The following is a 25,270-nucleotide window of genomic DNA, read 5'->3' on the forward strand; positions in this document are numbered from 1 at the left end:
AGTAATTGGCACTTGTGATTCTGGGATTTTATGATATATTTCAAGATGGAGGTGCATTTAGTTGAAAACAGTAGTTATTATTGATGCATTACGAACACCAATTGGAAAATATAAAGGCAGCTTAAGTCAAGTAAGTGCCGTAGACTTAGGAACACATGTTACAACACAACTTTTAAAAAGACATTCCACTATTTCTGAAGAAATTGATCAAGTAATCTTTGGAAATGTTTTACAAGCTGGAAATGGCCAAAATCCCGCACGACAAATAGCAATAAACAGCGGTTTATCTCATGAAATTCCCGCAATGACAGTTAATGAGGTCTGCGGATCAGGAATGAAGGCCGTTATTTTGGCGAAACAATTGATTCAATTAGGAGAAGCGGAAGTTTTAATTGCTGGCGGGATTGAGAATATGTCCCAAGCACCTAAATTACAACGATTTAATTACGAAACAGAAAGCTATGATGCGCCTTTTTCTAGTATGATGTACGATGGGTTAACGGATGCCTTTAGTGGTCAAGCAATGGGCTTAACTGCTGAAAATGTGGCCGAAAAGTATCATGTAACTAGAGAAGAGCAAGATCAATTTTCTGTACATTCACAATTAAAAGCAGCTCAAGCACAAGCAGAAGGGATATTCGCTGACGAAATAGCCCCATTAGAAGTATCAGGAACGCTTGTGGAGAAAGATGAAGGGATTCGCCCTAATTCGAGCGTTGAGAAGCTAGGAACGCTTAAAACAGTTTTTAAAGAAGACGGTACTGTAACAGCAGGGAATGCATCAACCATTAATGATGGGGCTTCTGCTTTGATTATTGCTTCACAAGAATATGCCGAAGCACACGGTCTTCCTTATTTAGCTATTATTCGAGACAGTGTGGAAGTCGGTATTGATCCAGCCTATATGGGAATTTCGCCGATTAAAGCCATTCAAAAACTGTTAGCGCGCAATCAACTTACTACGGAAGAAATTGATCTGTATGAAATCAACGAAGCATTTGCAGCAACTTCAATCGTGGTCCAAAGAGAACTGGCTTTACCAGAGGAAAAGGTCAACATTTATGGTGGCGGTATTTCATTAGGTCATGCGATTGGTGCCACAGGTGCTCGTTTATTAACGAGTTTAAGTTATCAATTAAATCAAAAAGAAAAGAAATATGGAGTGGCTTCTTTATGTATCGGCGGTGGCTTAGGACTCGCTATGCTACTAGAGAGACCTCAGCAAAAAAAAAACAGCCGATTTTATCAAATGAGTCCTGAGGAACGCCTGGCTTCTCTTCTTAATGAAGGCCAGATTTCTGCTGATACAAAAAAAGAATTTGAAAATACGGCTTTATCTTCGCAGATTGCCAATCATATGATTGAAAATCAAATCAGTGAAACAGAAGTGCCGATGGGCGTTGGCTTACATTTAACAGTGGACGAAACTGATTATTTGGTACCAATGGCGACAGAAGAGCCCTCAGTGATTGCGGCTTTGAGTAATGGTGCAAAAATAGCACAAGGATTTAAAACAGTGAATCAACAACGTTTAATGCGTGGACAAATCGTTTTTTACGATGTTGCAGACGCCGAGTCATTGATTGATGAACTACAAGTAAGAGAAACGGAAATTTTTCAACAAGCAGAGTTAAGTTATCCATCTATCGTTAAACGCGGCGGCGGCTTAAGAGATTTGCAATATCGTGCTTTTGATGAATCATTTGTATCTGTCGACTTTTTAGTAGATGTTAAGGATGCAATGGGGGCAAATATCGTTAACGCTATGTTGGAAGGTGTGGCCGAGTTGTTCCGTGAATGGTTTGCGGAGCAAAAGATTTTATTCAGTATTTTAAGTAATTATGCCACGGAGTCGGTTGTTACGATGAAAACGGCTATTCCAGTTTCACGTTTAAGTAAGGGGAGCAATGGCCGGGAAATTGCTGAAAAAATTGTTTTAGCTTCACGCTATGCTTCATTAGATCCTTATCGGGCAGTCACGCATAACAAAGGGATCATGAATGGCATTGAAGCTGTCGTTTTAGCTACAGGAAATGATACACGCGCTGTTAGCGCTTCTTGTCATGCTTTTGCGGTGAAGGAAGGTCGCTACCAAGGTTTGACTAGTTGGACGCTGGATGGCGAACAACTAATTGGTGAAATTTCAGTTCCGCTTGCGTTAGCCACGGTTGGCGGTGCCACAAAAGTCTTACCTAAATCTCAAGCAGCTGCTGATTTGTTAGCAGTGACGGATGCAAAAGAACTAAGTCGAGTAGTAGCGGCTGTTGGTTTGGCACAAAATTTAGCGGCGTTACGGGCCTTAGTCTCTGAAGGAATTCAAAAAGGACACATGGCTCTACAAGCACGTTCTTTAGCGATGACGGTCGGAGCTACTGGTAAAGAAGTTGAGGCAGTCGCTCAACAATTAAAACGTCAAAAAACGATGAACCAAGACCGAGCCTTGGCTATTTTAAATGATTTAAGAAAACAATAAAAAAACAGTTCAGCAGAAATTATTCTGCTGAACTGTTTTTTTTCACATTAGGTAGCCGTTTCAGGCCACGAATTGGTTTTACTTTTAAGACATCTAAGAAGAAAGTGAACACAGGGATTCCTACAATAAGTCCCCATACACCAAAGAGACGCTCACTAACTAATAAGATGACAAACGTATAAAAGATTGGTAACTCTGTTTTACTAGACATGAATTTAGGATTTAGCACGTAAGATTCAAATAAATGGACGATTGTAATTAAAGCTAAGATATAAATCACATCGTTCAAGCCACCTTGGGAATAAGCGATGAAACTTAGCGGAATGCAGGAAATAATCACACCAGCAACTGGGACTAAGCTCAAAATGAAGATCATAATGGCTAAACTAGGTAACTGAGTAAAGCCGATTATCGCCAAGGCCAAGGTAGTAATGACTGTATTCACCACAGCAATGAAAAACTGAGCTTCCATTACGACACCAAATGTGTTGACGAACTTGTTGGCAAAATAATAGATATCCTGAAAAAACCAATCAAAATCACTTTTTAAAAATAACTTAGAAAAATCAGCCATTTGCTTCTTCTCAATCATAAAGAAGAAACTTAAAATAAAGGACATGACAAATGATAAGCCGACAGCGCCAATATCTTGAATGTAGCGTAAAATCATTGAAGCGCCATTCTGGAGTTGAGAGAGTAAGTTAGATTTTTCCAAGTATTGATCAATAAATTGCAATACTTGATTTGTATCTGTATGTGGACTTTGATAAAAATCAACTACAGAATTAATCATTTGAGTCGTTTGGTTAACTAGAACGGGAACATATTTAGTAATCGCTAAATAGATGAGAAAAACAACCAATGCATAGGTTAAGAGAACGATGACAATCGTCGGGATTTTCATATAGCGTTGAACAAAATGGACCAAACGAACAGCTAAATAGGTAAAGATAAATGTTAAAAGAATTGTTGTAATCATACTTCTGGATAAATAAAGCACAAAAATAATCAAAGCAAGGACGCAAAAACGTCGCAAACGTTCATTTTGAATAAATTTTTGATACAAACTCATAGGGGAAACTCCTTCTTTACTGAATAATCAATCCTGTTAAGAATAACATAACCATACCGATGGCAGCTAGGCCGCAAACAATAATATGGCGGCGTTTGTACATCACTACAATGGCGATGAACTCTCGAATAAACGCGTTAGGTAAAAAATAAAAAGCGGTTTTTGCACCAATGCCATCAGCTTTTAAGCCAGCCATTCGAGCGAAAAGACCCGCTCGGAAAAGGTGATAATTGTTTGTAGTAAAAATGGCTTGGAAATTAGCATTTCCAAAATCCTCAATCATTGTTTCTTTGGAAAAACGCATATTTTCTAGTGTGTTTTTTGAATGAGCTTCTACTAAAATATCATCATCAGGAATACCTTGTGTCAAAGCATACATTTTCATCGCGACACTTTCAGGAAGTAATTCATCAGGGCCTTGGCCACCAGACATGACGATTTTTGGTGGATTTAACGTTGCGCGATTTTGAGCCTTGTAAAATTGAATGGCTTTGTTGATGCGGGCTTGCAATAACGGCGGCACAATCTCACCATTGATTAACCCCGAACCTAACACAACAATATAATCCTGTGTATATTTTGGCTGATTAAATTGATACAATGTAGAAACAGTTAAAAAATTATAAAAAACAAACGCGAAATAAGTCAAAATAAATGGCGCAATAGTTAATGGTAAGGAGAGCCACGTTGGTAACAACGATTGAAAAAAGAAATTATAAATTAATAGTAATGTTAAGCCAATTGCCAGCAACAACGTCAACAAGTTCCCTAGAGACCGACCTTCTTTTCTCATAACAACGACCGCATTCCAATAGAGGAAAATAATTAAGGCATAGAGTCCTAAAGCCAAAGCGATAAAAATTGCCAGCAGGGCAATAATTGCTAAGGTGATTAGAAAGTAGTTGTTTGTACGAATCGCAGTAATCCCTAAATAAGTCGCTAGAACCACAAGAAAAATATTAAATAATGTTCCATTCAGTAAACGCCTTTTTTCTTTGAAGTAGAAGAGCGCAAACAAGCCAAAAAAAGCAATGGGAATTAAAAAGAAGGCTGTGCCACGAATGATTTCTAAATATAAAACATATGAGAAGAACATAAAGACAGTCCAGCCAAACATCCACGGCAACCAATCGTGTTCTTTTTTCTTTTTCCGCCACGAGGGAATGAAAAAGAGACCCAATAAATAAACACCTAAAAAGGTTAAATCACCATAAAATTGCATAAATAAACTCCTTTAAAACATTTTTCCTCTTCAGTATAACGAAAACTCTTCAAAAAAAATAGAGGAAGCACTTAGTTTCAGAAAGTTTTCTTGTTCTTTTTTTTATAAAAAAAACCTGACGATTAACGTCAGGTTTTTGAGTCAGTATTGTTTAATTAAGCTTTAGTAACGTTAGTTGCTTGAGGGCCACGTTGACCTTCTTCGATTTCGAAAGTTACTGCTTGACCTTCTTCTAAAGTTTTGAAGCCGTCACCTTGGATAGCTGAGAAATGTACGAATACATCGTTTCCGTTTTCTGCAGTGATGAAGCCAAAGCCTTTGTCTGAGTTAAACCATTTTACTGTACCTGTTTCCATAATAAATATCCTCCTAGATGTGTGTTATAACACATTCATATTTTGCAATTACTTGAAAGGTGAAAAATGTGGAAGATGTTTATTTGAAACAGCTACCCATATTACCGAACAAAAACTACATCTATTACTATAGCATACTAACTGGTTTTTGTATAGCGATAACCTTATTTTCTTTTTTATCGGATGTTTTTTTAAAACTAGAAAGTGAAGATAAGGCTGTTATAGTGCTGTTTCAATAAGTCTCAGAAAAAAAGCCCATTGTAAGGCGCTTTCTTACAATGGGCTTTTTGCCTGTTTTTAATAACGGAGGATAGCCGCTAAAGATTTTTCATCTGGTGCAGCTTTTTGGTCTAAAACAAAAACTTGACCGCCGTTTTGAATGACTTGGTAAGCAATGGTGTTTAAAAGTTTGCGACGATCATACTCTTCAGATGACATTTCATTGTTTTCAGTAACAAAGAGTGACGTTGCAATAAAAAGATGGGAAATTTTGCCGTCAGCTGCCGCTGGCGAAATATCTGTAAATTGATCTAAGAATTTACGATCTAGTAATTTGTTATAAGAAGCTGTTTCTTTTTCTGTTAACTCTGCTGCTATTTTTTCACTAGCGCTGCGGATATCTTGAATGGTTGCTTGTGCAGGTGAAGCAGCAACTGAAATTGAGCAATCATAATAAGGATTTTTAGCAATCTTTTTAAAGAGTGTTTGGTTTTCTGGTAAAGCATAAAGATAAAGCGGTAATTTTTCAGGATTATCCAGTTGATCTTTTAAGAAAGTATCGACTGCTTGATAGTAGTTCACCCAATCAATTTCAACTTCTTTATCTTTAGTATTGATGCTATGATAAGCGACACCTTCTTTAGAACCGTTAGAACTACCTTGAGTTGAAAAGTTTAAATTACCACCCGTTAATTCATCACCTAAAGCTGTGACCACGTCTGTTGGCGCGTCTTTAGGCAATTCAACAGGAGTCACAGTCGTATGATCAACCTTGTAAAGTTTCATTGAATCGCGATTTAGAGCAAGTAGGTAATAATGGTAGTTAAATTGTTTGTCTTTGACTAGTCCAAGTAAATAAGGAATCGTGTCCACGTAATATTGATCGTCAACGGGCACATCTAATCGTTGAACAAAGGTGTTTTCTGGAGATAAGATGATTGAAACACTTGCTGTGCCGTTGCGCCAGAAGGAAGCATCAGCTAGAAGTGCGTCAATTTTTTCTTGGAAAACAGCCCATTTTTCCTCAGGAAATTTTTTTTCAAAGCGTGTTTTTGCCGCTTTTGCAAAATTTTTCAAAACAAGCGAATCTTTTTCTACGTTTTGATGAGCGACATGGGTGTTAAACAAGAAAGTAACAAACGGTCCATGAACTTCTTCAGAAAATAATGTTGATAAGCTATCTTTTTTTTGATTTGCCATAATAAAATCCCCCTTCTAAAAGTAAGTGTAGCACAGGAAATCGAATGTTTAAAACAATATGTTCAATAAAAGAAAACGCTTTAAATAATCTAAATAAAGGACTGTTAATGGTGTTCTAATAAAAGTTTTATAAAAAATATAGCTGAAACTCATGATAAAAAAGGCACAAACCACTATACTTACGTTATGCCAATTATCCCGAATTGGTTTTTTCATACTTACTCCTACCAAGAGTAAATAACAACCTTCATTTCCACCACAGACGACGGTCGTGGTGGTTTTTTTTGTTTAGGTTCTAGTTTTTGCTATCAATTGACTAGGAGAAGTGAACGTTCTTTAAGAATTTGTCATTTCAAATTTACGGAACCGCAAGAAACGATTTGCTTCTTCCTCTAACTGAGTAATTTCTTCTTCTGTTAACTCTTCCGTAGTAATGTGAATATGTAACTCTTTTTGTGTGCTTGTCATAGGTGCCTGATGATTGATCTCTGTTTGTTGGGTGCGGCCCATTAAATAGTCCAAGGAAACAGAAAAATAGTCTGCTATTTTTAAAAGATTCTCTACTTTAGGCGAAGAGGTATCCCAACGACGAATTTGTCCATTGGAAATGCCGACGTTTCTTTCTAATTGGGCGAGGGTTAATTGCTTTGACTGAGCTAGTTGTTTAATGCGAGAAATTAAGGTCATTTCAAGTCCTCCTTGCGTTTTCCGTTTGCTAATTTTAAATTAGCGTAAAAGCGAATGGTTGTCAATTGCGAGCGTGTAATAAGAAGGTGAACATCTCATGAGTGATTTTTTAGAAAATTTCCGATGAAAAAAAGAAGAAATAGAGTTATTATTAGTAAGTAAACTGTTTTGGAGCGAGAGGGGATGAATCAATGGAGAAAATTAAAAGTTACCAAGAGGATTCTGAAGTGCAGAAAAATCGTTGGTGGATCTTAGTTTCTGTGGCTATGTTTACCTTCATGTCTACATTAGATTCCAGCATTGTAAATATTGCTTTACCGACTATTTCAAAAGAAATGTCCGTACCCATGAATCAAGCGGAATGGGTCGTATCTATTTATTTAATGGTTGTCTGTGCTTGTTTATTATTATTTGGAAAAATTGGCGACAGTTTTGGAAAAATAAAAGTTTATCGAATTGGCACGGTTATTTTTACGATTGGTTCGTTACTTTGTGGCTTTAATCAATCGCTGAGCTTTCTATTATTTGCGCGAGTCGTTCAAAGTATTGGTGCTAGCATGACCATGGCGACCAATTCAGGAATTATTACGGAAGTATTCCCTTTAAATGAAAGAGGGCGGGCGCTTGGTGCAGTAGGAGCCTTTGTCTCTTTAGGCGCGATTGCTGGTCCTGGGATTGGTGGATTGATCTTATCAAACTTTTCTTGGTCGTATATTTTTTGGATTAATGTTCCTGTGGGGCTAGTTACAATTTTAATTGGTGAAAAGTTTCTACCAAAAGATATTACAAAAACAAAAGAAAAAATCGATTTTTCAGGATTTGCTTGTATTGCCATTGCGATTATGACGTTCTTCGGCGGGATTTTCCTCGGACAAGAGAGCGGGTTTGGCTCGTTACAATCCTATTTATTGTTCATTATTGCAGTAATCGCATTAGGATTATTTATAATGGTTGAACGAAAAAGAAAAAGCCCACTTATTAAGTTCGCAATTTTTAAAAACAAAATTTTTACTTTAAGTTTATTGTCCGCCGTTTTAATTTTTGCCTCAAACTTTTTTGTAAATGTTGTCATTCCATTTTATTTGCAGGATGCACGCAAACTAAGTGCTAGTTATGCTGGTCTATTAATGATGGTATTTCCGTTATTAATGGTGGTTGGGGCTCCTCTGAGTGGCTATTTGACGGATAAAATTGGCCCAGGTATTTTAACATTTGGCGGATTGTTGCTTTTGTGCTGTACGTCGTTAATGTATATGTTTTTAGATATGAATTCGCCTATCTGGTATTATGTGATTGCAACAGCCATTATGGGCTTGGGAAATGCACTTTTCCAGTCTCCAAACAATACAATGGTTATGAGCAGTGTTGAAAAGCAAGATTTAGGTGTAGCAGGAAGTATGAATTCTTTTGCTAGAAACTTAGGAATGGTCATTGGGATTGCGTTGTCAACGACCATTTTATATCGTGGTATGAGCGAAGCCTATGGTGAACGAGTAACCACGTATCTGGCTAATCGCCCAGATATATTTATTGTGGGAATGCGTGAAACCTTTTTTGTCGCCTTTCTATTATGTGTGGCGGCCTTTATATTAACGATTTTACGTTTTCGGAAAACAACCAAATAAGTAAAAAGAAGCAGACGAGAAAGATTCATGATTTTTCTCGTCTGTTTCTTTACTAGCTAAGAAAATAAGCAAATGCGATTGTATATTTCTAATTCTCTGTTACAATAAAGAAAGTAAACTGTACTAAACTGTACTACTTTTAAGAATGAATTTGACGATTAATTATCATAAGAGTGTGTAGAAAATACCGTAGGAGGAATACAAATGGAACTGATAGGACATGGACATTCATGTATTGAAATTCGTCTAAACGACGGCACGAACCTTTTATTTGATCCTTTTATTAATGGCAACCCTTTAGCGGACGTTTCACTTGAAGATTTACACCCTGATTACATCTTAATCACCCACGGACACAGCGATCATATTGGCGATATGCTAGCAATTGCTCAAGCCAACAAGGCAACGATTATTGCGATAGCTGAAGTGGCTACGTATGCACAGTCGCAAGGGGTAAAAGCGCATGGAATGAATCTAGGTGGGCGTTATGTCTTTCCTTTTGGTTCGGTTAAATTTGTGCCAGCTTTGCATAGTTCCGGTTATGAAATAGACGGCGTAATGACCTACATGGGCGAAGCAAGTGGGATTATTTTAGAAGCAGAAGATAAAAAAATTTATCACGCTGGTGATACGGCGTTGTTTTCAGATATGCGCCTTTTTGCAAAAGACAAATCCATTGATGTAGCGTTCTTACCAATTGGCGATAATTACACGATGGGACCAGAGGATGCGCTACAAGCAGTCTCTTACTTAAATCCCAAAATAACCATTCCAATTCATTACAATACCTTTCCTGTTATCCAACAAAATCCAGCAATATTCGTAGAGCAAGTAGTTGGCGGGAAAGTATTAAACCCAGGAGAGACGATCCTAGTTTAGGAGGAAATTATGGCGACGAAACATGATCAAATTTTAAAACATATTGAAGAATTACCAATTGGCGATCGAATCTCTGTTCGAAGCATTGCCAAAAGTTTAAGTGTTAGTGAAGGAACAGCGTATCGGGCCATCAAAGATGCAGAAAATATTGGGCTTGTTTCCACCATTCAACGTGTTGGTACGATACGAATTGAGCGGAAGTTAAAAAAACATATTGAAAAATTAACATTTGGTGAAGTGGTCCGGATTATTGAAGGGGATGTGTTAGGCGGTAGCTCTGGTCTAGACAAAGTCCTTAATAAATTTGTAATTGGTGCGATGACAGAAACCGCGATGACGCGATATATTACTCCCGGATCCTTAATGATTGTTGGTAACCGCCAAGGCGTGCAAAAGCTTGCTTTAGAAAATGGGGCAGCCGTTTTAATTACAGGTGGATTTGAAACATCTGAAGAGATTGCGCAGTTAGCAGATCGTCTGGGTATGCCTGTCTTGAGAACCACATATGATACATTTACTGTGGCTACTATGATTAACCGTGCTTTAAGTGATCAGCTGATTAAAAAAGACATTTTACTCGTCAGTGATATTTATACAGCGCTTGAAAAAACCAATTATTTATTGACAACTCAGACGATTGCAGATTATCAGGCATTATCTGAAAGTACCCATCATTCTCGTTTCCCAGTAGTAAATAAGAAATTACGTTTAGTGGGGATTGTCACAGCCAAAGATGTCATTGGTAAAAGTGAACATTTAACCGTGGATAAAGTCATGACAAAGGATCCCAATGTTGTGAAAAAGATGATGAGTGTAGCGAGTGTCAGTCATCAAATGATTTGGGATGGTCTAGAAGTCATGCCGGTGGTGGAAGATGATTTAGCGCTTGTTGGGATTGTTTCTCGCCAAGATGTGATGAAAGCTATGCAATTGGTGCAACGACAACCACAAATTGCAGATACAATTTCAGATCAAATTTCCGGGGAAGTGATGCCTGTTGAAGAAAATGGCAAAGAAACAACCCGTTTTCGTTTTTCGGTTGCGCCCCAAATGGTTAACAGTGTTGGTACCATCTCGTTTGGTGTCCTAAGTGAAATTATTTCTAACGTGACACAACGAACAATGTTGATGAATCAAAAAAGAAATGTATTAATTGAACAAGTGAATCTACATTATTTGCGGCTAATCCAGTTGGAAAGTGAATTGGACATTCGTCCACGGATTTTAGAAATTGGCCGTCGCTCTGCAAAATTAGATATTGAAGTTTATTTAGAAAATGTCATTGTGGCAAAAGCAATTGTTGTTTGCCAAGTGATGGAGAGAACGTAGGAGGCTACAAAGAATGGACGTAGTAAAAGAAATTATGGCAGCAATTAAACAATATGAAACAATTATTATTCATAGACATCAAAGGCCCGATCCAGATGCAATTGGCTCACAGGTTGGGTTAGCAGAACTCTTAAGAGCGAGCTTTCCTGAAAAAAATATTTATCAAGTAGGCGGACCAGTGGAAGGCTTAGAGTTTTTAGCTGAAATGGACGTTATTACTGACGATGTCTATCGAGGTGCATTAGTCATTGTAACAGATACTGCAAATGCTCCACGAATTAGTGATGCGCGTTTTTCTTTAGGCGATCAATTAATTAAAATCGATCATCATCCGAATGATGAACCTTATGGAGATTTAGTTTGGGTGAATACAAATGCAAGTAGTTGTAGTGAAATTATTGTTGATTTTTGGCAACAGCATTTAGCAGAATTAACGATGACAGATAATGCAGCTCGTTTATTGTATGCTGGGATTGTGGGGGATACAGGACGTTTTCTTTATCCTTCCACTTCGGCGCATACACTCGCTGTCGCTGCACAATTGCGTACGTTTAACTTTAATGCCGCAGACTTAAATCGTGAGTTAGACCAAATGCCTTTAAAGGTTGCTAAATTAGCGGGTTATATTTATCAAAATTTAGAAATCGACGCAAATGGCGCTGCTCGTGTCGTTTTACCACAAAGTATTTTAAACAGTTATGATATTGTCGATTCTGAAACGGCAGCCATTGTTTCAATGCCAGGAAAAATTGAAGATGTTCTCTCATGGGCAATCTTTGTTGAACAGCCGGAAGGTTATTATCGCGTTCGGTTACGTTCCAAAGGGCCAATCATTAATACAATTGCTAAAAAACATCATGGCGGTGGCCATCCTTTGGCAAGTGGCGCTAATGCCCGTGATGCAGCTGAAATTGAAGTGATTTACCAAGAAATCCAAGCAGCTTGCCAAGAGTGGGCTCAAAAATAAATAAGTAATTAGAAAGTAGTTATCGGACGTTGATAAATCATTAGGACTACTTTTCATTCACTAGAAAATAAGGTAAAATGAAAAAGAATTATTTTTTACAAAGGAGAACGTTAATGACAGAGCAATTACCAAACTGCCCTGAATGTGGGTCGGCATATGCCTATGAAGATCGCGGATTATTTATTTGTCCAGAATGCGGTCATGAATGGTCACCAACAGAAGAAGTTGCAGAAGAAGGCTTAGTAGTCAAGGACTCAAATGGCAATCTTTTAGCGGATGGTGACAGTGTTACTGTAATCAAAGATTTGAAAGTTAAAGGTGCCAGTGGCGCAATTAAACAAGGCACAAAAGTGAAAAACATTCGTTTAGTGGAAGGTGATCATAACATCGATTGTAAGGTAGATGGCTTTGGTCCAATGAAGTTAAAATCAGAGTTTGTTAAGAAAAATTAAATTTCATTTGAATGATGAGACAGTAAGAGTCTAGGACACAACCATCGTCCTAGACTCTTACTAATGTTTATCGGTCTTGTATTTTATCATTGTACGAAGGCCGTGCCAAGCGTTGTAAAGTGTGAGGATTAACCCGATACCTAAAGGAATCCATAACCATTGCGGAGAATAAGCGGCATCTTTTAACGTTTCAGGGTTGATGGTCCATGATTCTTGCAATACTTGGAAACTAAAAACCATGAGAAATGTTGAAATAAGTAACAAAATAAACCGTAAATAATGAATCGTTGTTTGACGGTGAATCAGTGCAAAGAGTAAGTAGAGCACAAGTAAAAATAGCGGCACTCCAAACGCAAAATATGGCTGTAACATGAGAACGTCCTCCTTTTTCTTAATGATACTGCAAAGGAGAGGATTTGCAAAATAAAATTTATTGTTGGTACATTTTTTTAGAAACAAGTATAGTGTTATTGAGGCATTCATACTTGAAATTGTTTATCTTGGAGGAATTTTTATGGCAGTATATAGCGAACCAATTAAATGGGCAATCATTATTTTCCCGTTTCTAGCATTTTTTATTTCTGGGGCATTATTAATCTATGAATACCGCAAATATGGTTCATTTGTTTGGACACGAGCAATGATTTTGTATTCATTTGTTTTTTATTTATTATGTGCCTATTTCTTGGTAATTTTACCGTTGCCATCTCGGGCAGAAGTGGCTCAATACACAGGACCGACAATGGAACTGCGGCCTTTTCATTTTATTTCAGGGATTTTAAACGAAACTGTTTTTTCGCTCAAAGATCCTAGTACGTATTTGCCAGCATTAAAACAGCATGCCGTTTTAGAACCACTGTTTAATGTTTTATTAGTTTTACCTTTTGGTGTGTATTTACGGTATTATTTCAAATGTTCATTTTTAAAAACAGTTCTTGCGAGTTTTTTATTGTCATTATTTTTTGAATTAACACAGTTATCTGGCCTTTATTTTATTTATCCACGTTCGTATCGCTTGGCGGATGTCAATGATTTAATTAATAATACCGTCGGAGGCATAGTTGGTTATTGGTTGACGCCGCTCTTTACCTTTTTATTGCCAACAAGAGAAGAAATTGATGCCACCTCTTATGAAAAAGGGCAGACAGTTAGCCTGTTAAGACGTTTCTTTGCATGGGGAATTGATTGGTTGGTGATTGGCTTTGTGCAAGGCCTGCTCGTTTTTGGACTAAATTTCATTCCAGCTTATAAAAATTGGGCAACCAATTATCCGATTTTTTCAGATCGGATGTGGTTCTTTATCATGGTGTTTGCGGTCTTTATCGTCATGATGAAACTGACAAATGGTCAAACGTTAGGGAAAAAAGTTGTTCGCATTCGGGTGGTTGAAACAGGACATGAAAAAATTCGTTTAAAAGCTTTGTTTGTTCGCTACGGTTATTTGTATTTTGTGTATGGTTTAATTAGTATTTATCTAGCTAATGCCACTGATTTATTGAATTCTTCTAATCGGATGTTGCAAATGGTGTCGTTGCTTCTGTATTTGTTCTGTTTAATTTTATATTTACTATTTTTGATCAACGTTTTGTTAACCTTGATTCGTAAAAAACGGCGTTTGTTTTATGAAAAAGCCAGCCACACTTATACAGTCAGTACATTAGAAGTTGCGAAAACAAAGGAATCAGCAGGTGAGTAAAAGTTGTTTTTGTGTTATAATGCCAAAGTGCATAAAGAATTTAACGAGAAGAGGTGAGGCAAGTGCCTTCATTTAAACAATTTCAATTTCAACCTTTTATCAACGAAGCACTCGCAGAAAAAGGGTTTGAAGAACCAACAGAAGTCCAAGAAAAATTAATCCCAATCATTAAGAAAGGGAAAAGTGTCATTGGACAATCGCAAACAGGAAGTGGAAAGACGCATACTTTTTTACTTCCATTAATGGATAAAGTTAAGCCAACTATCGACGAAGTACAAATTGTGATTACTGCGCCTAGTCGTGAATTAGCCAATCAAATTTATCAAGAAGCGCAGCAACTGGCTCGTTTCAGTCAACCAGAAATTCGAGTGTCAAATTTTGTTGGCGGAACAGATAAACAACGTCAATTAAATAAATTAAAGCATCAGCAACCTCATGTGGTGATTGGTACACCAGGGCGGATTTTAGATATGATGAATGAACAAGCCTTGAAAGTGCATACGGCTTTTGCCTTTGTTGTCGATGAAGCAGACATGACATTAGATATGGGCTTTTTAGCAGAAGTCGATCAAATTGCTGGTCGTTTGCCAGAAAAATTACAAATGCTCGTTTTTTCTGCAACCATTCCAGAAAAATTACGACCATTTTTAAAAAAATATTTAGAAAATCCAGTGATTGAACATATCAAACCAAAAGCAGTTATTTCAGAAACAATTGACAATTGGTTGATTTCCACCAAAGGAAAAAACAGCAATCAAATAATTTATCAATTATTAACTATCGGGCATCCTTATTTAGCGATTGTTTTTGCAAATACTAAACAAAGAGTTGATGAAATCACCGATTACTTAAAAGATCAGGGCCTAAAAGTTGCCAAAATTCATGGAGACATCACACCACGCGAAAGAAAACGTGTGATGCGTCAAGTTCAAAATCTTGACTACCAATATGTGGTAGCTACTGATTTAGCCGCACGTGGGATTGATATTGAAGGGGTTTCACATGTCATCAATGCAGAAGTTCCACATGAATTGGACTTCTTTATCCATCGGGTTGGCCGCACAGGACGTAATGGATTGAATGGGACTGCCATAACATTATATTCACCAGCAGATGATGAAGCGATTACTCAGATTGAGCAGTTAGGTGTTTCTTTCAAACCAAAAGAAATTAAAAATGGTGAGATTGTAGAGACGTATGATCGTAATCGTCGAACAAAACGAGAAAAATCTCGAGAAGAATTAGACCCAACGTTAATTGGTTTAGTGAAAAAGAAAAAGAAAAAAATTAAACCAGGATACAAGAAAAAAATTAATTGGGCAATTGAAGACAGCAATAAGAAAAAACGTAAAATTGAACGTCGTCAAAAAGATCGTTCTGCTAGAAAAGCAAAAAAGAATTCTTCTAACTAAAAACGTTGTGGATTATAAAAAGTAAGGGACTAGAATCGTAAAGATTTTAGTCCCTTACTTTTTATATGATAAATATTTAAGTCACTTTTAAAATAACTCTTTTTTAAAAGTAGTTATCGTTAAAAGTAGAGAAAATTACCGATTAATTGTAAAGATTTTTGTCGAAAACATCAAAATGTTAGTGTTAAACATCAACATTTTGATGTTTTCTCAAGAAAAAAATAATAAAATTACAGAATTTTTGGCGTGTTTTAGCAAAAAGTAGGAAGTTTCGGCACTTTTTTTGTTAAAAAATCAACTTTATTAGTTGATATTAAAGGAAATTCATTTTTTTTTACGGAGGATAAAAAAATTTTACACACAAAAAAAATCATTTTCTAATATAATATAAATAACCACCAAAATAAAGAATAAAGGAGCGAAGAGAGATGAAGATAAAAAGGTGTTTATTAACCAATCGATGGAGAAAACACGCGATTTGGTAACGTATTTTGATTGGTGCGTTTAGTTATTGGTAGCAGAAAGAGTTCTAGGAGGAAAGAAGAAATGAGAAGGATTTTGGTATTAACAAAGAACATTTTAGTTGAGCAAACATTTCAGCAGCAATTACAACATTTAAATTATGAAGTCTTTTGTACGAACTGCTGTGAAGAAACTATAGAACATGAGTTAACTTTTTTTAATTATTTTGATGCAATTGTATTAAGCGAAACACTATCTCAGAACGATTGCTTGAGATTATTAGGAAGTCTTTCATCGTTAGAGAAGCCGATTTATCGACGTTCACAATCGATGTGTAATAAACGTGAAGCGGAGATTTGGCAGGAAAGAGGTATTATCCGGTGGTTAGGCCTCAAAGATTCATTGGAAGATATTCGTGAAAAAATTGACACTGTCGATCAAAGTTTTGCCGAAGTCACAGCCGAGCTACTTGATGACCAAGTAAAAAAGATTCGCTTTACAAAAAACGAACAACGCTTTTTAAAAATCTTGTATCAGCATGCCCACGAAGGGTTGGATCGTGATCAAATTTGTCGCTTGCTTTGGCAGAAAGAACCAGATGCTTCTACAAAATCGCAGCTGTCTTTCGTATGTAAACGAGTGAAACAAAAATTTAGTGATGCAGGTATGAACGAAGAGATTATTACAACCTCTTGGGGAAAAGGGTATCAAATAAATGAACAAATTTTGCCTTATTTAGAGCAAACGTTATTTGAAACAGCTCAGTAAGGAAAGATTCCTACGAAAACAATTGACTTTTTAGCAGATCTTTCTTATACTTTTGACTATAAGCTAAAGGATATGAGGAATCTTATTTTGATCACAGAAAGCCGTTCATTGCTGAGAGAAGGGCATCAGATAAATTTACTTGCTCCCTTTAGATGGACTTGATAGAAATATCAACGCGACTCTGCGTTATAGAGCTTAAGAGGTAATGATCCAACATCATTGCAATCAAGGTGGTACCGCGAGCAATCGTCCTTGACTGCAATGGTGTTTTTTGTGTTCACAATCTGCCACTTAAGAGGGTACAAAATATAAATAGTTAATTATTAATAGAAAGTAGGAAAATCAATGAAAGAATTAACAAGTAGTCAAGTTCGTCAAATGTATTTAGACTTCTTTAAGTCTAAAGGACATTCAGTAGAACCAAGCGCTTCTTTAGTACCAGTAAACGATCCAACATTATTATGGATTAACTCTGGTGTTGCGACCTTGAAAAAATATTTTGATGGCTCTGTTGTGCCAGAAAATCCAAGAATTACGAATGCTCAAAAATCTATTCGTACAAATGATATTGAGAATGTTGGGAAAACGGCTCGTCATCATACAATGTTTGAAATGTTAGGGAACTTCTCAATTGGAGATTATTTTAAAAATGAAGCGATTCACTGGGCCTGGGAATTTTTAACTGGTGCTGAATGGCTTGCTTTTGACCCAGAAAAATTATATGTGACTGTTTATCCGAAAGATACAGAAGCAAAACGCATTTGGCGTGATGAAGTTGGTTTATCTGAAGATCATATTATTGATGTAGAAGATAACTTCTGGGATATCGGTGCTGGTCCAAGTGGTCCGGATACGGAAATCTTTTATGATCGCGGCGAAGAATTTTTAGATATTCCAGAAGATGATCCAGAAAATTATCCTGGTGGCGAAAATGAACGCTATTTAGAAATTTGGAACTTAGTGTTCTCTGAATTTAACCATACACCAGAAGATACGTATGAACCATTACCACATAAAAACATTGATACGGGCATGGGCTTGGAACGTGTTGTATCTATCATTCAAGATGCACCAACAAATTTTGAAACTGATTTATTTATGCCAATCATTCATGCGGTAGAAGCTTTAGGAACCAACGTGAAATATGGAGATGCACCACAAACGGATGTTTCCTTTAAAGTGATTGCTGACCATATTCGTGCCTTATCCTTTGCAATTGGTGATGGTGCGCTTCCTTCAAATGAAGGTCGTGGCTATGTGTTACGTCGTTTATTACGTCGTGCGGTAATGCACGGGAAAAAATTAGGCATTAATGAAGCCTTTTTATACAAATTAGTGCCTGTTGTTGGCGAAATCATGGTAAGCTACTATCCAGAAGTATTACAACAAAAAGACTTCATCGAAAAAGTGGTTCGGACAGAGGAAGAACGTTTCCATGAAACCATCAATGAAGGTTTAAGCATGTTAAATGAGGTTATTAAAGAAGTTAAAGATGCAAAAGGCGATACATTAGATGGAAAAATTATCTTCAAACTTTATGATACTTTTGGCTTCCCCGTAGAATTAACGGAAGAAGTTGCAGAAGATGAAGGCTTGAAAGTCGACCATGCTGGGTTTGAAACAGAAATGGAAGCACAGCGTGAACGCGCTCGTTCTGCCCGCAGTAAAGAAACTTCAATGGGTGTTCAATCTGCTTTATTAACAGATATTAAAGTAGAAAGTAAATTTGTTGGCTATACAGAATTAACACATGATAGTGAATTATTTGTTATTATTCAAGGTGACGCACTAGTAAATGAAGCATCTGCAGGAACAGCCGAATTAATTTTTGCTGAAACACCATTTTATGCTGAAATGGGTGGACAAATTGCTGACCGCGGCTATGTAAAAAATACCGCAGGGGAAGTCGTTGCCAACGTGGTGGATGTGAAAAAAGCACCAAACGGTCAATTTTTACACAAAGTAGAAGTTTTGGCGCCATTAGCAGAAGGTCAAATTTATCAATTGCAAGTGGACGAACGGATGCGGACACGTATTTTGAAAAATCATACGGCAACCCATTTATTGCATCGTGCTTTAAAAGATGTGTTAGGGGAGCATGCCAACCAAGCAGGCTCATTAGTTGCACCAGGACATCTACGTTTTGACTTTACTCATTTTGGGCAAGTTACATCAGAAGAACTAGCGCGGATGGAAGCCATCGTTAACGAAAAAATCTGGGAAGCTATTCCTGTTGTCACAATTGAAACAGATATTGATACAGCGAAAAACATGGGCGCAATGGCGTTATTTGGCGAAAAATATGGCAAAGAAGTCCGTGTAGTTAATATTGGGGATTACTCTATCGAATTATGTGGTGGAACACACGTTGCTAATACAGAAGATATCGGGATTTTCAAAATTGTTTCTGAATCTGGAATTGGTGCAGGAGTACGCCGTATTGAAGCAGTGACGAGTAAAGAAGCGTATCAACTTTTACAAGAAGAAGAACGTCAATTGAAAGAGATTGCTACATTAGTTAAATCACCTCAATTAAAAGAAGTGGTTACGAAAACAGAGCAATTGCAACAACAATTACGTGATCTACAAAAAGAAAACGAACAATTGGCAGGCAAATTAGCGAACCAACAAGCTGGTGACATTTTTAAAGATGTCAAAGACATCAATGGTGTTCGTTATATTGCCGCTCAAGTCAATGTTAAAGACATGAATCAATTACGCCAATTGGCTGACCAATGGAAACAAAAAGAATTGTCTGATGTACTAGTTCTAGCAACTGCACAAGATGAAAAAGTAAGCTTGTTAGCGGCTATGACAAAAGACATGAACGGAAAAGGCTTAAAAGCCGGTGACTTAATCAAAGCAATTGCGCCAAAAGTTGGCGGTGGCGGCGGTGGTCGTCCTGATATGGCTCAAGCTGGTGGGAAAAATCCAGCAGGGATTGCGGATGCCTTAGCAGAAGTTGAAAACTGGTTGGCAAATGCCTAATTAAAAATGTTTTCCCTATTATTAATATAAGGAGAATGCTCTTTATAGCAATAATGACAGCCCTCTTCAAGGTTATGAAATTGATTTTGAAGGGGGTTCTTTTTTATAAATGATTAAGGAGAGGAAACAGTAGATTGCACGAATGTGTAAGTTTTCATCTTCAATTGACAATGGTATAATAAGCAACGGAGGAATCAAAAATATGAATGAAAATCAATTATCAAAACGTCTCGCAACGGTTGGTGATTTAATCCCTAGAGGAAGTCGCTTAGCAGACATTGGTTCAGACCATGCTTATTTACCAGTTGCTTTAATGTTAGAAAATAAACTGTCTTTTGCTGTGGCTGGGGAAGTGGTAGAAGGACCTTATCAATCTGCCAAAACCCAAGTCAGTAAATCCAATTTGACGGATAAAATTATCGTACGTTTAGCGAACGGGCTAGATGCAATTGAACCTGAAGATCAAATAGACGTCATTAGTATTTGTGGAATGGGCGGCACATTAATCCGAGATATTTTAGAAGCTGGACGCAAAAAAAATCGTTTAACAGGGAAGGAACGCCTTGTTTTACAACCGAATATTGGTGAACCAACTTTACGCCGCTGGTTAATGGCAAACGACTACAGTATTATTGATGAAACAATCGTGGAAGAAAACCGTAAGTTGTATGAAATTATCGTAGCCGAAAAAACAGAGCAATCCGTTTCTTATACGGACCAAGAATTACTATTTGGGCCAGTTTTAATTAAAAAACAAGGACCGGTTTTTACTAAAAAATGGCAACGAGAATTAAAACAGCGCAAAACTGTTCTTGCACAACTAGCAAAAGCAAGTGGAGAACATATTGAAAAACAAGCGAAACTACAGCAAGACCAACAATTAATTGAGGAGGTGCTGGCCAATGGCTGTGAACGGTAAGACATTGATTCGACGTTTCAATGACTATTGTCCCGAGTGGCTAGCTGAAACGGGAGATCCTGTGGGCTTGCACATTGGTACGTTAGATAAACCAATTGAAAATGTGATGGTTACCTTAGATGTTCGTCCTGAGGTCGTTGCAGAAGCAATTGAGAAGCAGGTTGATTTAATTATTGCGAAACACCCACCTATTTTCCGCCCAGTTAAGCGATTAACCACAGATAATTTTCAAGAAAAAATGTACGCTGATTTATTAAAACACGATATTGCTGTTTACGCAGCGCATACTAATATGGATATTATTGACAATGGGCTAAATGATTGGTTTTGTGAATTATTGGGAATTAAACAGACCACCTTTTTAACTAAAACACATACTGTTCCTTATAAAAAATTAGCCGTTTTTGTGCCAATTGATGAAGCTCCGCAAATGAGAGAAGCTTTAGGTCTAGCTGGCGCTGGAGCTCAAGGTGATTATTCTAAAACAAGTTACTCTTTAATTGGAACAGGACGTTTTACACCAACACAAGGAGCAAATCCCACGATTGGCGAAATTGGTCAAGAAAGTGTCGTCCAAGAAGCAAAAATCGAAGTGATTTTCCCTGAAACTAAGCAAGAACAAGTTCTTGCAGCTATGTTACAGGCGCATCCTTATGAAGAACCGGCGTATGATGTTTATACCATTGAAAATCAATCAAAAGAATTTGGTTTAGGTCGGGTTGGAGTATTAGACAAGCCTGTGAGACTCTCTGATTTTGTACAGCAAGTCAAGGAAGCTTTCCAATTGGACGGCTTGCGGGTCATTGCAAAAGATGATACTAAAATGATTCAACGGGTAGCCATTTGTGGTGGAAGTGGTGAAAAGTTCTATCATGATGCATTACGTAAACAAGCCGATGTCTATATTACTGGTGATGTGTATTATCATACGGCACATGACATGATTGCTGAAGATTTACCAGTCATCGATCCTGGTCATTACATTGAAGCGCTTTGTAAGCCAAAACTTGTGGAATTAATGAATCAATGGAAACAAGAAAATGAGTGGGCTGTATCCATTTTTGAATCAGAAGCGAATACCAACCCATTTCGTTTTAAATAAAAAAATGAAGATTAAAGGAGTGTTCTTTTATGTATGAAAATCTATTACCTCGTTTTTTACGCTATGTGAAAACAGAAACACGCTCAGATGCAACAAGCACAACGACACCATCAACACAAACGCAAGTAGCCTTTGCACAAACCTTAAAAAAAGAATTAGAAGAATTAGGGATGAGCGATGTTATTTATAACGAAACAAATGGTTTTGTGATTGCTACGTTACCTAGTAACGTGGAGAAAGACGTTCGTTCAATCGGCTTTATTGCCCATATGGATACCGCTGATTTTAATGCAGTGAATGTTTCTCCGCAAATTGTTGAGAACTATGACGGAGAATCAACGATTCCTTTAGATAAAGAAGGCAAATTCACTTTAAATACGAAAGACTTTCCTAACTTAAAAAATTATCGTGGTGAAACACTTATCACAACCGATGGTACCACTTTATTAGGAGCTGATGATAAATCAGGTATTGCGGAAATAATGACAGCCATGGAATATTTAATTAATCACCCAGAAATTAAACATGGCACCATTCGTGTGGCTTTCGGTCCTGACGAAGAAATTGGTGTAGGTGCCGACAAATTTGATGTCGCTCAATTTAACGTGGATTTTGCTTATACAATGGATGGCGGACCAGTAGGTGAATTACAATTTGAAACGTTTAATGCGGCGCAAGCAGAAATTACAATTCAAGGGAAAAACGTTCATCCAGGAACAGCAAAAAATACAATGATTAATGCGTTACAATTAGGAATTGATTTCCATAATGCCTTACCTGCTGACGAAGTTCCAGAAAAAACAGCAGGTGAAGAAGGCTTTTATCATTTAGCAGCGTTTGCTGGAACGCCAGAAGAAGCTACAATGACGTATATTATTCGCGATCACAATCGCGAGATTTTTGAAGCACGTAAAGCTAAAATTAAAGAAATTCAGCAAACATTGAATGCACCATTTGATGAAGAACGAATCAAAGTTGATTTATTTGATCAATACTATAATATGCGAGAAGTGATTGAAAAAGATATGTCCATTGTCGAAATTGCTAAACAAGCAATGGAAGAATTGTCAATTCTTCCAATTATTGAACCTGTTCGCGGTGGAACGGATGGCTCAAAAATTTCTTATTTAGGGATTCCAACACCAAATATCTTTGCTGGTGGCGAAAATATGCATGGCCGTTTTGAATTTGTTTCATTACAAGCCATGGAAAAAGCGACCAATGTGATTATTAAAATTGCTGAATTAAATGCAAAATAAATGAGGCACTCAATAGGAAAGTAAGAAAACGGGCAACCGAGAACTTACTTTCCTGTTGTAGTTTCATGAGTCATTGAAAAATTTTTTGCAATTAGAATCAGAACAAGGTATCCTAGTACAGTAACTAGTTAGGAGGCCAGAAAGAATGCTTCAGTGGATAGTAATCATTTATTTCCTCGTCATTAATTTAGTATTGTTTAGTATGATGGGTTATGATAAAAAACAAGCAAAACGTGGGGACTGGCGTATTCCAGAACGCCGCTTATTGACGATAGGACTTGTCGGTGGCGGTCTAGGTGGGCTAATGGGACAAAAGAAATTTCATCATAAAACCCAAAAACCAGTTTTTGCATTGTGTTATTCAATTGGCGTAATCGCGATGATTAGTTGCATCTATCTAACGTTTAAGTAAGAACAAAAAAGGAGAAGCGATGAAAGGAAAAGTAAAAATTGGCTTAAATATGTTGTTAATGATTATCGTTTTAGGCGTAATCTTTTATGTCATGGATAATTCATTAAGTGATATTTTTGCTCAACTGATGGAAACGAGTTGGCTGGTGCTGATTGCTGTTATTTTTTTTGGAGTAGTTTATCAATTTGCAGAAGGGCGCTCAATCAAGGAAATAGCTCGTTATTTTAACAAAGACTTTACAACAGTGGATGGTTTTTTTACTTCTTGTTATGTAGCATTTTATCGGATTATTTCATTTGGCACGGGAACCTTGCTTTCAGAAATTTATTTTTATAAGAAAAAGGGAATTCCTGTTTCTAAAAGTGTGGGGATAACGGCATTACATATGATTATGTACAAAGCAGCCGTGATTTTTTTAGCAATTATTGGTTTGATTATTCAATTTTCCCTGTTTTATGAAAATGCGCCTAAGATGATTCCATTCATTTTAGCAGGTGTTATTTTAACATTAGTAATAATTGCAGCATTACTTATTTTATCTAGTAGCTTAAAGTTGCAAGTTTTATTGGTTAAGTTTGCCAATCGTTGGTTTAAACGACCAAAACTAAGAGATTGGGTGGATAATTGTAATTTACAAATCTATTCCTTGCGGGCAGCTGTCCAAACAATTACACAAGATCACTCAGCGTTGCTTCGAATCTTTTCATGGAATGTATTTAAATTATTATTTTGGTACATTATTCCTTACATTGTTTTAGTAGAAAATCACCCGAATATTGATTTATTATTAGTGATGTCCTTTACCAGTTTTGCTGTTATTCTTTCAGGAGTTATTCCGACACCTGCTGGCATTGGTCCATTTGAATTTGTTTACTTATTGTTGTTTAAACCATTGGTCGGCAATGTTGATGCTGTAGCATCTGTTTTACTGTATCGATTTGGTAGCTTTGTGTTACCCTTTTTGATTGGCTTGGTTTATGTCGCCATTGAGAAACGAAAATCATTACGCATTGAGATTGAAGAAATAAAACGTCAAACAGATGAATAAGGTAGAACGAGAAAAAGAGCGACTCTTTTTCTCGTTCTTTTTTTTTAAAAGGAATTGACTTGTACGAGGGATGTCTTATAATAGACTTAATACATGACTAAAAAATATTTTTTTGAACTAATAAAAATTATGGTAAAGGGGTGGCGAAAATTATTGCTGATTGTACAGCAGTGCTGTTATGCGGCGGGAAAAGTTCACGGATGGGATTTGATAAAGCATTATTGAAAATTCAAGGCCAATACGTGATCTTGCAAACAGCTGAAAAGTTAATGGAACTGTTCGAAGAGGTTATTTTAGTAACGAATGATAGTCAAAAATTTCCTAAGGCGTTTAGAAAATGCACAATCATTCAAGATATGTATCTTGGAAAGGGGCCATTAGGTGGGATTGTGACAGCAATGAACTATACTCAGAAAGCTGAAGTGTTTGTAATTGCCTGTGATATACCAACTTTTTCTCCTAAACTTGTGTATCAGTTAGCCTCTAAGCGTGGACAAAATCAAGTAACAATCTTTGACTTTGAAGGTCGTCAAGAACCATTATTTGGCTTTTATCGATGTTCTTGTTTACCAACATTTCAAAAACAGCTTGCGCAAAATAACTATCAGGTTCGCCAAGAATTTGAGCGTCTATCTGTAAAAACGGTGCAACTATCAAAAGAGAATCAACTTAAAAATGTCAATCGAAAAGAAGAATTGTCTCAGTGGTATCGATAAAAAGGAG

Annotated in this window: 22 protein-coding genes; 16 read left to right on the top strand and 6 right to left on the bottom strand. The window is 36.9% G+C overall.

The window, feature by feature from the left end:
• The first annotated feature begins 61 nt into the window (after positions 1-61).
• Positions 62-2,473 (top strand): hydroxymethylglutaryl-CoA reductase, degradative, encoded by a 2,412-nt coding sequence (locus IGL56_RS05660; protein ID WP_002357755.1) that lies wholly within the window; start codon positions 62-64, stop codon positions 2,471-2,473.
• A 19-nt stretch (positions 2,474-2,492) separates the two neighbouring features.
• Here the strand turns inward: IGL56_RS05660 and IGL56_RS05665 are convergent, their stop codons facing one another.
• The 5 genes from IGL56_RS05665 to IGL56_RS05685 form a co-directional block, all read right to left on the bottom strand.
• A complete protein-coding gene (locus IGL56_RS05665; RefSeq protein ID WP_002357754.1) occupies positions 2,493-3,545 on the bottom strand; it encodes an AI-2E family transporter in 1,053 nt (350 codons plus the stop codon).
• Positions 3,546-3,561: 16 nt separating this feature from the next.
• Entirely contained in the window at positions 3,562-4,767 is a 1,206-nt protein-coding gene (locus IGL56_RS05670; RefSeq protein WP_002382277.1) for a YdcF family protein, read from the bottom strand.
• Positions 4,768-4,922: 155 nt separating this feature from the next.
• The gene (locus IGL56_RS05675) at positions 4,923-5,123 is read right to left on the bottom strand and encodes a cold-shock protein (RefSeq protein ID WP_002357750.1); all 201 of its coding nucleotides are present in this window, start codon (positions 5,121-5,123) and stop codon (positions 4,923-4,925) included.
• A 297-nt stretch (positions 5,124-5,420) separates the two neighbouring features.
• On the bottom strand, positions 5,421-6,542 hold the full coding sequence (locus IGL56_RS05680; protein ID WP_002357749.1) for a hypothetical protein: 1,122 nt from the start codon (positions 6,540-6,542) through the stop codon (positions 5,421-5,423).
• A 336-nt stretch (positions 6,543-6,878) separates the two neighbouring features.
• Positions 6,879-7,229 (bottom strand): helix-turn-helix domain-containing protein, encoded by a 351-nt coding sequence (locus IGL56_RS05685; protein ID WP_002357747.1) that lies wholly within the window; start codon positions 7,227-7,229, stop codon positions 6,879-6,881.
• Positions 7,230-7,420: 191 nt separating this feature from the next.
• Between IGL56_RS05685 and IGL56_RS05690 the strand changes: the two genes are divergently transcribed.
• The 5 genes from IGL56_RS05690 to IGL56_RS05710 all read left to right on the top strand — a co-directional run bounded on the left by IGL56_RS05690 (position 7,421) and on the right by IGL56_RS05710 (position 12,481).
• Positions 7,421-8,854: an MFS transporter gene (locus tag IGL56_RS05690; protein WP_002357746.1), complete on the top strand. Its 1,434-nt coding sequence runs from the start codon at positions 7,421-7,423 to the stop codon at positions 8,852-8,854.
• A gap of 204 nt (positions 8,855-9,058) precedes the next feature.
• Positions 9,059-9,733 (top strand): metal-dependent hydrolase, encoded by a 675-nt coding sequence (locus tag IGL56_RS05695; protein ID WP_002357744.1) that lies wholly within the window; start codon positions 9,059-9,061, stop codon positions 9,731-9,733.
• 9 nt (positions 9,734-9,742) lie between these two features.
• Positions 9,743-11,062, top strand: a complete 1,320-nt coding sequence (locus IGL56_RS05700; protein ID WP_002357743.1) for a DRTGG domain-containing protein — start codon at positions 9,743-9,745, stop codon at positions 11,060-11,062.
• A gap of 13 nt (positions 11,063-11,075) precedes the next feature.
• On the top strand, positions 11,076-12,029 hold the full coding sequence (locus IGL56_RS05705) for a DHH family phosphoesterase (RefSeq protein WP_002357742.1): 954 nt from the start codon (positions 11,076-11,078) through the stop codon (positions 12,027-12,029).
• A gap of 113 nt (positions 12,030-12,142) precedes the next feature.
• Positions 12,143-12,481 carry a zinc ribbon domain-containing protein YjdM gene (locus IGL56_RS05710; RefSeq protein ID WP_002357741.1) on the top strand — a complete coding sequence of 113 codons (339 nt, stop codon included), beginning with the start codon at positions 12,143-12,145 and terminating at the stop codon, positions 12,479-12,481.
• 60 nt (positions 12,482-12,541) lie between these two features.
• On the opposite strand, the gene IGL56_RS05715 is transcribed toward IGL56_RS05710, so the two are convergent.
• Positions 12,542-12,940: a hypothetical protein gene (locus IGL56_RS05715; protein ID WP_002382283.1), complete on the bottom strand. Its 399-nt coding sequence runs from the start codon at positions 12,938-12,940 to the stop codon at positions 12,542-12,544.
• Between the two features lie 55 nt (positions 12,941-12,995).
• On the opposite strand from IGL56_RS05715, the gene IGL56_RS05720 reads away from it, so the two are divergent.
• From IGL56_RS05720 to mobA, 10 genes are all read left to right on the top strand, one after another.
• Positions 12,996-14,177 (top strand): VanZ family protein, encoded by a 1,182-nt coding sequence (locus tag IGL56_RS05720; RefSeq protein ID WP_002357739.1) that lies wholly within the window; start codon positions 12,996-12,998, stop codon positions 14,175-14,177.
• Positions 14,178-14,230: 53 nt separating this feature from the next.
• The gene (locus IGL56_RS05725) at positions 14,231-15,589 is read left to right on the top strand and encodes a DEAD/DEAH box helicase (protein WP_002385937.1); all 1,359 of its coding nucleotides are present in this window, start codon (positions 14,231-14,233) and stop codon (positions 15,587-15,589) included.
• A 546-nt stretch (positions 15,590-16,135) separates the two neighbouring features.
• Entirely contained in the window at positions 16,136-16,819 is a 684-nt protein-coding gene (locus IGL56_RS05730) for a helix-turn-helix domain-containing protein (RefSeq protein ID WP_002381934.1), read from the top strand.
• A gap of 345 nt (positions 16,820-17,164) precedes the next feature.
• Positions 17,165-19,807, top strand: coding sequence for an alanine--tRNA ligase (gene alaS / locus IGL56_RS05735; protein WP_002357736.1), 2,643 nt, complete (start codon positions 17,165-17,167; stop codon positions 19,805-19,807).
• Between the two features lie 202 nt (positions 19,808-20,009).
• On the top strand, positions 20,010-20,726 hold the full coding sequence (locus IGL56_RS05740) for a tRNA (adenine(22)-N(1))-methyltransferase (RefSeq protein ID WP_002357733.1): 717 nt from the start codon (positions 20,010-20,012) through the stop codon (positions 20,724-20,726).
• Positions 20,710-21,828 (top strand): Nif3-like dinuclear metal center hexameric protein, encoded by a 1,119-nt coding sequence (locus tag IGL56_RS05745; protein ID WP_002357732.1) that lies wholly within the window; start codon positions 20,710-20,712, stop codon positions 21,826-21,828. The genes IGL56_RS05740 and IGL56_RS05745 overlap by 17 nt, the downstream gene beginning before the upstream one ends.
• 29 nt (positions 21,829-21,857) lie before the next feature.
• Positions 21,858-23,087 (top strand): peptidase T, encoded by a 1,230-nt coding sequence (pepT, locus tag IGL56_RS05750; protein WP_002357731.1) that lies wholly within the window; start codon positions 21,858-21,860, stop codon positions 23,085-23,087.
• Between the two features lie 145 nt (positions 23,088-23,232).
• On the top strand, positions 23,233-23,499 hold the full coding sequence (locus IGL56_RS05755; protein WP_002357729.1) for a DUF1294 domain-containing protein: 267 nt from the start codon (positions 23,233-23,235) through the stop codon (positions 23,497-23,499).
• 19 nt (positions 23,500-23,518) lie between these two features.
• Positions 23,519-24,547, top strand: a complete 1,029-nt coding sequence (locus IGL56_RS05760; RefSeq protein WP_002357727.1) for a lysylphosphatidylglycerol synthase transmembrane domain-containing protein — start codon at positions 23,519-23,521, stop codon at positions 24,545-24,547.
• A gap of 140 nt (positions 24,548-24,687) precedes the next feature.
• The gene (gene mobA / locus IGL56_RS05765) at positions 24,688-25,263 is read left to right on the top strand and encodes a molybdenum cofactor guanylyltransferase (RefSeq protein ID WP_002357726.1); all 576 of its coding nucleotides are present in this window, start codon (positions 24,688-24,690) and stop codon (positions 25,261-25,263) included.
• The last annotated feature ends 7 nt before the right edge of the window (positions 25,264-25,270 follow it).

Origin of the sequence: Enterococcus sp. DIV1316a (assembly GCF_050536915.1) — a bacterium.
Classification (GTDB): Bacteria; Bacillota; Bacilli; order Lactobacillales; family Enterococcaceae; genus Enterococcus; species Enterococcus faecalis.

Excerpts from the sequence above, each read along its gene's own strand:
- IGL56_RS05745 (WP_002357732.1), top strand. The coding sequence starts at position 20,710 with ATGGCTGTGAACGGTAAGACATTGATTCGACGTTTCAATGACTATTGT.
- IGL56_RS05690 (WP_002357746.1), top strand. The coding sequence starts at position 7,421 with ATGGAGAAAATTAAAAGTTACCAAGAGGATTCTGAAGTGCAGAAAAAT.
- IGL56_RS05755 (WP_002357729.1), top strand. The coding sequence starts at position 23,233 with ATGCTTCAGTGGATAGTAATCATTTATTTCCTCGTCATTAATTTAGTA.
- IGL56_RS05665 (WP_002357754.1), bottom strand. The coding sequence starts at position 3,545 with ATGAGTTTGTATCAAAAATTTATTCAAAATGAACGTTTGCGACGTTTT.
- IGL56_RS05700 (WP_002357743.1), top strand. The coding sequence starts at position 9,743 with ATGGCGACGAAACATGATCAAATTTTAAAACATATTGAAGAATTACCA.
- IGL56_RS05705 (WP_002357742.1), top strand. The coding sequence starts at position 11,076 with ATGGACGTAGTAAAAGAAATTATGGCAGCAATTAAACAATATGAAACA.
- alaS (WP_002357736.1), top strand. The coding sequence starts at position 17,165 with ATGAAAGAATTAACAAGTAGTCAAGTTCGTCAAATGTATTTAGACTTC.
- IGL56_RS05675 (WP_002357750.1), bottom strand. The coding sequence starts at position 5,123 with ATGGAAACAGGTACAGTAAAATGGTTTAACTCAGACAAAGGCTTTGGC.
- IGL56_RS05695 (WP_002357744.1), top strand. The coding sequence starts at position 9,059 with ATGGAACTGATAGGACATGGACATTCATGTATTGAAATTCGTCTAAAC.
- IGL56_RS05670 (WP_002382277.1), bottom strand. The coding sequence starts at position 4,767 with ATGCAATTTTATGGTGATTTAACCTTTTTAGGTGTTTATTTATTGGGT.
- IGL56_RS05730 (WP_002381934.1), top strand. The coding sequence starts at position 16,136 with ATGAGAAGGATTTTGGTATTAACAAAGAACATTTTAGTTGAGCAAACA.
- IGL56_RS05680 (WP_002357749.1), bottom strand. The coding sequence starts at position 6,542 with ATGGCAAATCAAAAAAAAGATAGCTTATCAACATTATTTTCTGAAGAA.
- IGL56_RS05685 (WP_002357747.1), bottom strand. The coding sequence starts at position 7,229 with ATGACCTTAATTTCTCGCATTAAACAACTAGCTCAGTCAAAGCAATTA.
- pepT (WP_002357731.1), top strand. The coding sequence starts at position 21,858 with ATGTATGAAAATCTATTACCTCGTTTTTTACGCTATGTGAAAACAGAA.
- IGL56_RS05720 (WP_002357739.1), top strand. The coding sequence starts at position 12,996 with ATGGCAGTATATAGCGAACCAATTAAATGGGCAATCATTATTTTCCCG.
- IGL56_RS05710 (WP_002357741.1), top strand. The coding sequence starts at position 12,143 with ATGACAGAGCAATTACCAAACTGCCCTGAATGTGGGTCGGCATATGCC.
- IGL56_RS05740 (WP_002357733.1), top strand. The coding sequence starts at position 20,010 with ATGAATGAAAATCAATTATCAAAACGTCTCGCAACGGTTGGTGATTTA.
- IGL56_RS05760 (WP_002357727.1), top strand. The coding sequence starts at position 23,519 with ATGAAAGGAAAAGTAAAAATTGGCTTAAATATGTTGTTAATGATTATC.